This is a genomic window from Acidimicrobiales bacterium (genome assembly GCA_036273495.1).
Classification (GTDB): Bacteria; Actinomycetota; Acidimicrobiia; order Acidimicrobiales; family JAJPHE01; genus DASSEU01.
On the sequence record DASUHN010000095.1, the window covers coordinates 1 to 11,143 of the forward strand.

10 protein-coding genes and 1 pseudogene are annotated in these 11,143 nt (G+C 74.3%); 7 read left to right on the forward strand and 4 right to left on the reverse strand.

Annotated elements, in window-relative coordinates; all coding sequences use genetic code 11:
• Positions 1 to 53: 53 nt before the first annotated feature.
• Positions 54 to 878, reverse strand: coding sequence for a phosphatase PAP2 family protein (locus VFW24_03665; GenBank protein ID HEX5265848.1), 825 nt, complete (start codon positions 876 to 878; stop codon positions 54 to 56).
• A gap of 37 nt (positions 879 to 915) precedes the next feature.
• Between VFW24_03665 and VFW24_03670 the strand changes: the two genes are divergently transcribed.
• Genes VFW24_03670 through VFW24_03685 form a run of 4 tightly spaced genes read left to right on the forward strand, consistent with a single transcriptional unit; the run spans position 916 to position 6,411 of the window.
• Positions 916 to 1,374, forward strand: coding sequence for a MarR family transcriptional regulator (locus VFW24_03670; GenBank protein HEX5265849.1), 459 nt, complete (start codon positions 916 to 918; stop codon positions 1,372 to 1,374).
• Positions 1,371 to 3,179, forward strand: coding sequence for an ABC transporter ATP-binding protein (locus tag VFW24_03675; GenBank protein ID HEX5265850.1), 1,809 nt, complete (start codon positions 1,371 to 1,373; stop codon positions 3,177 to 3,179). The genes VFW24_03670 and VFW24_03675 overlap by 4 nt, the downstream gene beginning before the upstream one ends.
• Entirely contained in the window at positions 3,179 to 5,119 is a 1,941-nt protein-coding gene (locus VFW24_03680) for an ABC transporter ATP-binding protein (GenBank protein ID HEX5265851.1), read from the forward strand. The genes VFW24_03675 and VFW24_03680 overlap by 1 nt, the downstream gene beginning before the upstream one ends.
• The gene (locus tag VFW24_03685; GenBank protein HEX5265852.1) at positions 5,086 to 6,411 is read left to right on the forward strand and encodes an MFS transporter; all 1,326 of its coding nucleotides are present in this window, start codon (positions 5,086 to 5,088) and stop codon (positions 6,409 to 6,411) included. Before VFW24_03680 ends, VFW24_03685 begins: the two co-directional genes overlap by 34 nt.
• A 5-nt stretch (positions 6,412 to 6,416) precedes the next feature.
• On the opposite strand, the pseudogene VFW24_03690 reads toward VFW24_03685, so the two are convergent.
• Positions 6,417 to 7,748: pseudogene (locus VFW24_03690) on the reverse strand (oligosaccharide flippase family protein).
• Complete coding sequence (locus VFW24_03695; GenBank protein HEX5265853.1) at positions 7,748 to 8,503, reverse strand: cytochrome c biogenesis protein CcdA; 756 nt, start codon at positions 8,501 to 8,503, stop codon at positions 7,748 to 7,750. Before VFW24_03695 ends, VFW24_03690 begins: the two are co-directional and overlap by 1 nt.
• 28 nt (positions 8,504 to 8,531) lie before the next feature.
• On the opposite strand from VFW24_03695, the gene VFW24_03700 reads away from it, so the two are divergent.
• A complete protein-coding gene (locus VFW24_03700; GenBank protein ID HEX5265854.1) occupies positions 8,532 to 9,134 on the forward strand; it encodes a TMEM165/GDT1 family protein in 603 nt (200 codons plus the stop codon).
• Positions 9,135 to 9,160: 26 nt separating this feature from the next.
• Entirely contained in the window at positions 9,161 to 10,213 is a 1,053-nt protein-coding gene (gene selD, locus VFW24_03705) for a selenide, water dikinase SelD (GenBank protein HEX5265855.1), read from the forward strand.
• A 184-nt stretch (positions 10,214 to 10,397) separates the two neighbouring features.
• Here the strand turns inward: selD and VFW24_03710 are convergent, their stop codons facing one another.
• Positions 10,398 to 10,811 carry a hypothetical protein gene (locus VFW24_03710; GenBank protein HEX5265856.1) on the reverse strand — a complete coding sequence of 138 codons (414 nt, stop codon included), beginning with the start codon at positions 10,809 to 10,811 and terminating at the stop codon, positions 10,398 to 10,400.
• A gap of 130 nt (positions 10,812 to 10,941) precedes the next feature.
• Between VFW24_03710 and VFW24_03715 the strand changes: the two genes are divergently transcribed.
• The coding region (locus VFW24_03715) for a hypothetical protein (protein HEX5265857.1) at positions 10,942 to 11,143 on the forward strand (202 nt) is incomplete at its 3' end.

Sequence of the window (11,143 nt, forward strand, 5' to 3'; positions counted from 1 at the left end):
CGGGCTCTGGATCGCCCTCGGGGCGGGCGGGGGCGGCTCGGCCCTCCTGCTGGTTACCGCCTGGCGCCCGCCGGCGCGCGCCACGACCGGCTGAGGCCCGGGGCGAGAGGGGCGGGGAGGCGGCGGAGGGCGGCTTCGCCCGGGACGGCCAGGGCCAGCAGGGCCAGGGCCACGGCCCCGTCCATCCACCAGTGGTTGCCCGTGCCCACCACGACCGCCACGGTCACGGCCAGGTGGAGCGGGCCCAGCCACCGCCCCCGGCTGCGGGTGGCGGCCTGCACCGCCGAGAGGGCCACCACGCCCGCCCACGCCACGTGCACGGACGGCATGGCGATCAGCTGGCCCGGGTCCGCCAGCCCGCCCGGGTCGTAGACCGACTGGCCGAAGTGGCGGGCCACGTCCACGACCCCGACCCCCGGGACCAGGCGGGGCGGGGCAACGGGGACCGCCTGGATGAGGGCCGCCGCCAGGGTCACCAGGACCAGCCGGCCGCGCGCCCGCCGGTAGGCGTCCCGGTGCCGGGCGAAGATCCAGGCCAGGAAGATCCCCATCACGGTGAAGTGGGCGGCTCCGTAGTAGACGTCGGCCGCCCGGCCCAGGACCGGGTGGTGCAGGAAGGGGTGCTGGAACCAGGCCTCGCCCGGCCAGTGGAGGTCCCGCTCGACCCGGGCCACCCAGCGGCCGTGCCCGACGGCGCCGGCGGTGCGGGTGGCGAGGTGGTCGAGGAGGATCTGCCACGCCGCGTACAGGCCGGACAGGACGGCCGCCTCCCGCAGGTAGTCGGCGGCCCACCGCAGCCGGGCCGGGCCCCGCCGGACGAGCACGGCCCCGGCTATGAGGCCCGTCCCGAGGAGCAGCGCCTGGCTCCAGGAGAGCACGGCTCAGCCGGCCCTAATTATTCGATAGCCTAACCATGTGGCTACCAAAGCATCTCTCCTCCCCGGTCGGGTCGCGGCCCGGCTGGCCCGCCAGGTCGAGGTCGGCCTGGCCCAGGTCGACCTGTCCGTGCCGCAGTACCGCATCCTTATGTTCCTGGACGAAGGGGCGGCGGTGGCGTCGAAGCTGGCCGACCACCTGGCCGTGAGCCGGCCCAGCGTCACCGCGGTGGTCGACGGGCTGGTGGCACGGGGCCTGGTCGAGCGCCGCCACGACGAGCAGGACCGCCGGCGGGTGGGCCACGTCCTCACCGCCGAGGGGGGGCGGGTCCTCGAGGCCGCCGACCGGGAGGTCGACGCCCGCCTCCGGGAGATAGCCGGGTACCTGCCCGACGAGGGGGAGGCCGCCGCCGCCTTCGACGGGCTGGACCGCTGGCGGCAGTCGCTCGACTCCTACCGCGCCGCCAAGGTGGCGGCCCGGGAGGGAGGGCGCCGGTGATCTCGCGCTACGGGGCCCCCGAGGCCACCATCGACACCGACCGGGAGAAGACCTGGCTGCGCCGCGCCATCCCGATCGTCCTGGCCCACAAGGCGATGTTCCTCACCTCGCTGGTGTCCTCGTTCGTGGGCCTGGTGCTGCAGGTGCAGATCCCGAACATCATCGGCACAGACGCCATCGACCAGTCGATCCTGCTGCACAAGGTCCCCCTGGGCCACTACGTTCAGCTGGCCCTGGTGCTGGCCGTCCTGGCCGGGCTGTGCGCGTACGTGTCCCGGCTGTTCCTCATGCGTACCGCCTACCAGATCGAGTTCGACCTCCGGAACATCATCTACGAGCACTTGAGCCGGATGTCGTTCTCGTTCTACGACCGGGTGCAGACGGGCCAGCTGATCTCGCGCGCCAACTCCGACATCCGCTCGGTGATGATGTACCTGACCTTCGGGCCCTCGATCCTGGTCCAGTGCCTGATGGCGGTGGTCGCGTTCGTGTTCATGCTGCGCATCAACGTGCCGCTGGCGTTCGTGGCCATGGTGACGATGCCGTTCATCTACGTCGGCGGCGTGCGCATGCGCAAGGTCATGTTCCCGGTGTCGTGGATGATCCAGTCCCGGCTGGCCGACGTGGCCACCATCGTCGACGAGAACATCAACGGCGTGCGGGTCGTGAAGTCCTTCGCCGCCGAGCCCCAGCAGCTGCGCCTGCTGGCCCAGGCCGCCGAGCGGCTGCGCTGGGCCTACGTGCGCGACGCCGACCTGCGGGCCCGCTTCACCCCGCTGGTGCAGAACCTGTCCCAGGTGGGCCTGGCGCTGGTCCTGCTCTTCGGCGGCTACCTGGTGGTGCACGACCACCTCCAGGTCGGCACCCTGCTGACCTTCAGCTTCTGGATCGTGATGCTGCAGATCCCGTTCCAGATGCTCGGGATGCTGATCATGATGGGCCAGCGCGCCGCGGCGTCCGCCGAGCGGATCTACGAGATCCTCGACGAGCGCCCCACGGTCGTGGAGCGGCCCGGCGCCACCGATCTGGCGGCGGCGGCGGGGGACGTGGTGTTCGACGACGTCACCTTCTCCTATTCCCCCGACGGGCCGAACGTGCTCGACGGTCTGGACCTCCACCTGCGCCCGGGGGAGACTGTGGCCGTCGTCGGGCGCACCGGGTCGGGCAAGTCCAGCGTGGTCCGCCTCCTCGACCGCTTCTACGACGTGACCGGGGGGGCGGTCCGCATCGATGGCCAAGATGTGCGCGACGTCACCCTCACCAGCCTGCGCTCGCAGGTCGGGCTGGTGCTCGACGAGCCGTTCCTCTTCTCGGTGTCGATCAGGGAGAACATCGCCTACGGGCGCCCCGACGCCGACTTCGCCGATATCGAGGCCGCCGCCCGGGCCGCCGGCGCCGACGGGTTCATCCGGGCCCTGCCCGACGGCTACGACAGCGTGGTGGGGGAGCGCGGCTACACCCTGTCGGGCGGCCAGCGCCAGCGCATCGCCATCGCCCGCACGCTGCTCGACAACCCGCCGGTGCTGGTGCTCGACGACGCCACCAGCGCCATCGACGTCAAGGTCGAGCTGGAGATCCACAGCGGCCTGCGCCGGCTGATGGAGGGCCGGACCACGCTGATCGTGGCCCACCGCCTGTCGACCATCAGCCTGGCCGACCGGGTGGTGCTGATGGACCGGGGCCGGGTGGTGGCCGAGGGCACCCACGCCGAGCTGATGGCCGGCACCCCGTTGTACTCCGAGGTGCTGGCCCAGTCCGACGCCGCCGACATCGCCCCCGAGGGCGCGAGGGAAGGGGTCCGCTGATGGCGTTCGGGGGGATTGCCGGCGGCCACTGGGGCGGAGCGGTGGGCGGCCCGCGCCAGGCCGCCAACCCGGGCGGGGGGCTGCCCTTCGCCGGGGTGCCGTGGGAGATGCAGGCCGGCGTGGACAAGCTCCTGGCCGACGAGCCCGACCACGGGGAGCCCGACGCCCGCTTCACCTACCGGGCCGGGGCCGACGAGGCGCGCCACCTGAACCTGCGGGGCCTGGTCTTCCGGCACTGGAAGCTCGGCGTCCTGGCGGCGGCGTTCGTGGCGCTGGTCAGCGTCTCCAACCAGGCCGGTCCCAAGCTGATCAGCTACGGCATCGACCACGGCATGGCCCGCTACAAGGACTTCGGTGTGGTGGTGGTGGCCGCCGGGCTGTACCTGGCCGCCATTGTGGTCACAGCCGTCGGCCAGCGCAGCATGGCCCGCACGACCGGCCGGCTGGCGGCCGGTGTCATGAACGACCTCCGGGTCAAGGTGTTCACCCACCTCCAGCGTCTCGGCCTCGACTTCTACACCGACGAGAAGGCCGGCGTGATCATGACCCGGATGACCAGCGACATCGAGAACCTGCAGCAGCTGCTGCAGGACGGCCTGGTGCAGTTCGCGGTCCAGGGCCTGACCATGCTGGTGATCGCGGCCATCCTGTTCACCACCAACGTGAAGCTGGCCCTGATCACGGTCCTGCTGATCGTCCCGCTGCTCACGGTCATGTCGTTCTGGTTCCGGTCGGCGTCGGAGCGGGGCTACGACCGGGTGCGCGACGGCATCGCCAACGTGCTGGCCGACCTGGCCGAGAGCCTGCACGGCGTACGGGTGGTGACCGCCCACAACCGTCAGCGCCACAACGTGGTGCACCACCGCAACGTGGTCGGCGAGTACCGGGACGCCAACAACTTCACGGCGCAGATCACCGCCCTCTACGGGCCGGGGACCCAGCTGCTGAGCTGGCTGGCCCAGGCCGCCCTGCTCGCCATCGGCGGCAACATGGTGCTGCACCACTCGGTCAGCGTGGGGGACCTGGTCGCCTTCTTCCTGTACCTCAACCGCTTCGTGGCCCCGATCCAGCTGCTGGTCCAGCAGTACAACACCTACCAGCAGGGCCAGGCATCGATGGTCAAGCTCCGCGGCCTGTTCGCCATCGAGCCGAGCGTTCCCGAGAGCCCCACCGCCGAGGAGCTGCCGCTCATCAACGGGGAGATCACCTTCGAGGACGTGACCTTCGGCTACGACCCCGCCACTCCCGTCATCCGGGACGTGAGCCTGCGTGTAGCCGCCGGGGAGACCGTCGCGTTCGTCGGGCCCACCGGCGCGGGCAAGTCGACCATGGCCAAGCTGGTCACGCGCTTCTACGACCCCACTGCGGGCCGGGTCCTGATCGACGGCCACGACCTCCGCGACGTGACGGTGGGATCCCTGCGCCACCAGCTCGGCGTGGTGCCCCAGGAGCCGTTCCTGTTCGCGGGGACCATCCGGGACAACATCGCCTTTGCCGTGCCGGACGCGAACGACGACGAGGTCTGGGACGCGGTGCGCGCCGTGGACCTGGCCGAGGTCATCGAGCGCCTGTCCGACGGGCTCGACACCATCGTCCACGAGCGGGGCCAGTCGCTCTCGTCGGGGGAGCGCCAGCTGCTCGCCCTGGCCCGGGCGTTCATGGCCCGGCCCCGGGTGCTCGTGCTCGACGAGGCCACGTCCAACCTCGACCTGTTGTCCGAGACCAAGGTCGAGGCCGCCCTCGACGTGCTGTTGCAGGGCCGCACCGCCATCCTGATTGCCCACCGGCTCACCACCGCCATGAAGGCCGACCGCATCGTGGTCGTCGACGAGGGGCAGGTCGTGGAGATGGGGTCCCACGCCGAGCTGGTCCGCCGGGGCGGGCGCTACGCCGAGATGTACGCCACGTGGATCAGCCACACCGAGGGCCGGGCGGCGTAACCGTCCGCGACACCGAGGGGCTGCGGCCGGTAGGGGCCGGCTTTTCCCTGTTCGGGGCCTTCTGGGGATCGTGGGCGGTGGCGGCCGCCGATCTCGAGCGGGCCCTCGGGGTCAGCCCCGGCGGGTTCGGGCTGCTCCTTTCGCTGGCCCTGGCCGGGGCGGCGGTGGGCAACGCCGCCGGCGGGGCCCTCACCGAGCGGTGGGGCACCTCCCGGGTCCTGGGCGGGACCCTCGTGGTGTGGGCGGCGCTGGTCGCTGCCATGGCGGCCGCCCACCAACGCCTGGCCCTCGGGGCCGCCCTGGTCGGGGTGGTGACCGCCGGGGGGATGGTCGATGTGGCCATGAACGTGGCCGCCACAGCCGCCCTGGGCGCCACCCCGGGGCGGCTGGTCCGGTTCCACGGCCGGTTCAACCTCGGGGCGGCCGCCGGGGCGGGGCTGACCGGGGCGCTGATCGGCACCCACCACGGGTGGCGCTGGTCGTGGGCCGGGGTGGCGGTGGCGGCGGCGCTGCTCGGCCTGGTCTGTCTGCGGGCCGCGCTGCCCGCAGGGGAGGCGGGGGAGCGCAGCGGCGTCCGGGCGGCGGTCGCGACCCTGCGGCGGGAGCGGCTGGTGCTGGTGGCGGTGGCCTTTGCCGTCGGCGCCATGGTGGAGGGCGGCATCGAGTTGTGGGGCGTCCTCTACATGCGGACCCGCCTGGCGTCCGGCCTGCTGGTGGGGGCCGGCGGGGCGGTGGCCGCCTACCTGCTGTCGGCCTCGGCCCGGCTGGCCCTGGGGCCCCGCGTCGGTAGGCACGGGCCGGTCCGGGGGGTGGCGGCTGGGGCGGGGGCCGCCGCGGCCGGGACCGCCCTGATGGCGGTGGCGCCCGTCGCCTGGGTGGCGGCTCTCGGGCTGATCGTGGCCGCCGGCGGCGTGTCGATGTGCTGGCCGCTGCTCCTGGCCCGGGCCAGCGCCGGCCGGCCCCGGCCCGGGCTGGTCGTGGGGGCGGTCTCGGGGGTGGGCTACCTCGGCCTGGTCCTCGGGCCGACGCTCGTGGGGGCGGTGGCCGAGGGGGCGGGGTTACGCGCCGGGCTCGGGATGCTGGCGGGGGCGGCGGTGTTCGTGGCCATCGTCCCGGTACTGGTGGGGCCCCCGGGCGGGGGCCCGGTGGGGCCGGGGCCGGCGGGTGGCCCCCCTTCCACCTCGCGCCGCAGCCAGCCCAGGTCCGAGGGGCGCAGCGCCCCGGTGGCCAGCACCGCCACCGGCGCCGTCACCACCCCGAGAGCCAGCTGGACCAGGGGCGGGAGCAGGTAGCCGGCCCCGAGGACCACCGCCAGGACCGCCCCGGCCCGCAGCGCCTGGGCCAGCCGGTCGAGGGGCCACCCGAGCCCGAGCCGGCGGCTGATGGCCGCCGCCAGCACGAGGACCGACACCGCCTCCCCCGCGGTGGTGGCCGCCGCCGCCCCGACGTACGAGAACGCCGGGATCAGGGTCACGTCCAGCAGGGCGTTGAACCCCAGGACGGCCACGGCGATGCCGAGCAGGGCCCGCTGCTCGTGGGCGGCGAACATCACCGCGGATGCCACCGACCCCAGCAGGATCAGCCCGGCGGCGGGGCACAGGACCGACAGCACGACCCCCCCGCCGTGGTAGTGGCGGAAGGCGTGCAGGGCGGGCAGGGCCCGCCACGCCGTCATGGCCCCCCCGACCCCCACGATCACCGTGGGCACGGTGGCCAGGTGCATGACGGTCGCGTAGCGCCGCCGCAGCACGTCCCGCCCGGCGGCGTAGGAGCGGGCCAGCACCGGGTTGAGCACCGCCACCATCAGCCCGGGGAACACCGCCACCGCGTCGATGAAGCGGTAGCCGGCCCCGTACTGGCCCACGGCGTTCGACGGCTGGACCCACGCCAGGACGAACACGTCGAGCCGGTAGTACAGGCCGGTCACCACCCCGGCCGCCCCGAGGGGGGCCGCCGCCCGCACCAGGGGCCCGAGCTCGGCGGGCGCCGGGGCAAAGCGGTAGGAGCCGAGAGAGAGGGCCCGGACGGCGCTGATCGACAGGCTCAGGCCGTTGGCGGCCACGTACAGCCACACGAACGTCATCACCCCGGCGCCCCGGTGGCTGAGCACCACCACCCCCGCCACCAGCACCACCGACTCGGCCAGGTTCCCGATGGCCACCCACCCCATCCGCAGGCGCACCTCCAGCGTGACCTGGAACGACTGCAGGGTGGCGAGGATGGTGATGGCCACCGCCACGGTCGCGGCGTGCACATCGCCGGCCCGGTAGCCGGCCGCGTGCAGGATCGCCACGGTCACCGCCGACAGCGCCACCGCCACCACCACGCGCAGGTAGAAGAGGTTGGGCACGAGGGACCGCTCCCGCCGCGGGTCCTGGGCCACGTCGCGGGCGGCGATGGCCGTGAACCCGAAGTCCACCACCGGCCCCAGCAGGTCGGGGACCGCCACCGCGAACACGTACACCCCGAGCCCGGCCGACCCCAGATGGGAGGTCAGCAGGGCAAACCACACCAGGTGCAGCAGCGAGCTGGCCCCCTGGGCCCCGGACAGCGCCAGGACGTTCCGGGCCACCGGGCGGCCGACCCGCCCGTCCAGGGACGCGGCTACCGGGCTCCCGTCCCGGTCCATTAACCGAGGTTGACCAGCCGGCCCAGGCCCACGTGGCGCATGGCGGCCTCGAGCTCGATCGTGACCCAGGAGAGGCGGTTGACGGTCAGCAGCACCCCGAAGCCGACGATCAGGGTGGCCGACCCCAGGGTCAGGGCGCGGAAGTGGCGCCGGACCCATCCGAGCGCCCCGGCCAGCCGGCCCAGGGCCAGCCCCGTGGCCAGGAACGGCACGGCCAGGCCGAGGGCGTAGGCAAGGAGGAGGGAGGCGCCCTGGGCCACGCTGTCGCGGCTGGCCGCCACCGTGAGGACCGATCCCAGGACCGGCCCGATGCAGGGGGTCCAGCCGAAGCCGAACGCCGCCCCCGCCACCGGGGCGGCCAGCGGGCCGAGCCGGGAGGGCGCCACCTGGAAGCGGGCCTCCCCGTACAGGGCGGGGAGCCGTAGGACCAGGCTCCCGGCCAGGTACAGACCCATCACGATCACCACCCCGCCGAGGGCCCGGGTCAGGAGGACGTGGTCCTGGACGGTGGCCCGGCCGACCGCCGAGGCGGTGAGACCGAGCAGGACGAACACCACGGTGAAGCCCCCGATGAACAGGGCCGTGTCCCGGGACACCCGGGCCACGTTGCGGCGCCGCTCCTGGCCGTCTCCGAGGGCCGACAGGTCGAGCCCGGTGACGACCGACAGGTACGCCGGCACCATCGGCAGCGTGCACGGCGACGCGAACGAGACGATCCCGCCCCCGAACGCCGCCAGGTAGCCGACGCTGTGCACGTCACCAGCCTCAGGCACTGGAGGCGCCGTGGCAAGCTGGGCCCCCGTGCACCCCTCGGCGGCGGCCGCCGTGTTCGGCCTGGTGTTCCTCGGGGAGCTCCCGGACAAGACGATGTTCGCCTCGCTGGTCCTGGCCGCCCGGGGCCGGCCCGGCGCGGTGTGGGCGGGGGCGGCCCTGGCCTTCCTGGTCCACGCCGTCATCGCCGTCTCGGTCGGGACCGCTCTGTTCCACCTGCTGCCCCGCAGCGTCGTCGACGCCCTGGTCGCGGCGCTGTTTCTGGGCGGGGCGGTCTACGCCTGGCGGGCCCGGGAGGATCCCGAGGAGGAGCTGGCGGTGGCGGCGACCATCTCCCGGGGCCGCACCGTCGCCACGGCTGCCGGGGTGATCTTCCTGGCGGAGTGGGGGGACCTCACCCAGGTGCTGACGGCCAACCTGGCCCTGCGCTACCACTCCCCGCTCAGCGTGGGAGTCGGCGCGGTGGCGGGGCTGTGGGCGGTGGCCGGGCTGGCGGTGTGGCTGGGGCCCCGCCTGCTGGGTGTGATGTCGGCGCGCACCGCCCGGACCGTGGCCGCCGTCGTCCTCCTGGTGCTCACGGGCGTCACCGCCTGGCAGGCGGCCGGGGCGGCCTAGCTGCAGGGGCGCATAGTCTCCGCGCCGTGGCCACCAGCGCCCTGCGCCTGACCGAGTTCAGCCCCGGCGCCGGGTGCGCCTGCAAGCTCCCGGCCGGGGACCTCGCCCGGCTGATGGCCCCGATGGCCGGGCTCGAGCACCCCGACCTCCTGGTGGGGTCGGACACGTCGGACGACGCCGCCATCTGGCGGGTGGCCCCCGACCGGGCGGTCGTGCTCACCGCCGACTTCCTCACCCCGGTGGTCGACGACGCCCGGACATGGGGGAAGGTGGCGGCGGTCAACGCCGTGAGCGACGTGTACGCCATGGGTGGCCGGCCGCTGGCCGCCCTCAACCTGGTGGCGTGGAACGTCGACGACCTGGGCTTCCCGCTCCTCGAGGAGGTCCTGGCCGGGGGGGCCGAGGCGGCGCGGGAGTGCGGCTTCCTGGTGGTCGGGGGCCACTCCATCCAGGATCCCCACCCCACCTACGGGATGGCGGTGATCGGCGAGGCCCATCCCGACCGGCTGCTCACCAACGACCGCCTCCGCTCCGGCGACGAGCTGGTCCTCACCAAGGCCATCGGGGTCGGGGTGATCACGACGGGCATCAAGTCGGGCGCCTCGGAGCCGGACTGGGTGGAGGCCGCCGTGGCGTCGATGACCAGGCCGAACCGGGACGCCGCCGAGGTGGCCCTGTCTCTCGGGGGCCGGTGCGCCACGGACGTGACCGGCTTCGGGTTCCTGGGTCACCTCCGCCGGCTCCTCGACGCCTCGGGACTCGGGGCCGAGGTGCGCGCCGGCGCCGTTCCCCTCCTTCCCGGCGCCCGGGCCCTGGCCGCCGCCGGGGTCGTGCCCGGCGGGACCAGGCGCAACCTCGAGTGGGTCGGTCCCCTGCTCCACGTCGACGAGTCCGGCCCCGGGGCCCCGGACCCGGTCGACGTCACCCTGCTGGCCGACGCCCAGACGTCGGGGGGCCTCATCCTGGCCCTGCCGCCCGACGCGGCCGGCCAAGCGGTGGACCGGCTGCGCCAGCTCGGCCATCCCGCCGGCGTGGTCGGCCGGGCGGTGGACGGGGAGGGGATCACGATCCTTCCCTGACAGGGCAGGAAGCCGCCGGCCGTCCGGCGAAAGTTAGAGACCGGTATCCCATGGCTCTTGTATCGCCGCGCGGGGCGGCAGCTCGGAGCAGCATCGACGGCGGCGGGCACGATGCCGGCCGGGTTCACGTGTGGGCCGTCCTCGGAGCGACCGTGGTGCTCACGGTCGTGGCCAGTTCGACCACCTACGTGGTGAGCTCGCTGCGCTCGGTTCCCGCCCACCTTCCCACCACCCCCCCGGTCATAGCCCTGCCCGCCCCGTCCCCGGCCCCGCCGGCGGCTCCGGCCACCACCTCGTCGTCGTCGACCCCGCCCCGGTCGGGCCCGACCACCACTTCGGCCCCCACGGGCGGCGCCGGCGTGCCGGGGCTGGCAGGCGTCGGGTCGTCTGTGACCGCTCCCCCGGTGCGCCTGACGACGACCGTCCCCACCCCCTCGGCTCCCGTTACCACGGCCTCGCCGCCGGCGCCGGGCTCCGCCGGGAGGCCGCCGACGCCGACCCCGACCACCCTGCCGGTCCCGGTCCGGAACGCGTCCGACAGCCACCGCGTCGGGCTCACGGTCACGACCGCCTCGGTGTCGGTGCCGGTGCTGGTCACCGAGCCCACGCCCTCGGTCCCGATCGGGACACAGACGTCCGCTCCTCCGGCCGGGTCGGGATGGCCCGTCCCGGAGCCGTCGGTGCCCGCCGCTGCGGGCCTGCCGGCGCCGGTTGTCCCTCAGCCGGCCGTGACCCCGCTCCCCACGGGCGCGGCGACCGCCTCCACGACCGGCTCGACGGCGTCGGACGCGACGCCGTGCGTGCCCCGGGAGACGGGGTCGCGAACGGCGGCCGCACCGACTCCGAATCATGTGCCCGCCGACGTCGTCCGCCACCGGGTGGCGCGACCCGAGAGCGAACCCGTCGTCGCCCATGTCCACCCCGACTCCG